The sequence below is a fragment of the Kocuria sp. KH4 genome, from assembly GCF_053711175.1.
This window is the reverse complement of the sequence record NZ_JBSJYX010000084.1, coordinates 1-380: the sequence shown is the minus strand read 5'-3', so window position 1 is coordinate 380 and position 380 is coordinate 1. Positions and strand designations below refer to the sequence as shown.

The 380-nt window shown below is 69.5% G+C and carries 1 protein-coding gene; it reads left to right on the top strand.

Annotated elements, in window-relative coordinates; translation table 11 throughout:
* Window positions 1–380, top strand: a 380-nt coding sequence (locus ACWCOM_RS18585) for a DDE-type integrase/transposase/recombinase (RefSeq protein WP_454550215.1), incomplete at both ends; no start/stop codon positions are given.

The following is a 380-nucleotide window of genomic DNA, read 5'->3' as shown; positions in this document are numbered from 1 at the left end:
TCCACACCGTCATCGACGACCACTCCCGCGTCGCCTACGCCGAGATCCACGACGACGAAACAGCCCACCCCGCCACAGCGGTCCTGGCCAGGGCCGACAAGTGGTTCAACGCCCGCGGGGTGACCGTCGAGCGGGTCCTGTCGGACAACGGTGGCGCCTATCGCTCACACCTGTGGCGCGACACCTGCGCCGCGCTGGGAATCAGGCACAAACGGACCAGGCCGTATCGCCCGCTGACCAACGGCAAGATCGAGCGCTTCCACCGCACCCTGGCCGACGGCTGGTCCTACGCCCGCTCCGACACCTCCGAGACGGAGCGTCGCGGCGAACGCGACGGCTGGCTGCACTACGCCAACCATCACCGGCCCCCCACAGCCTGC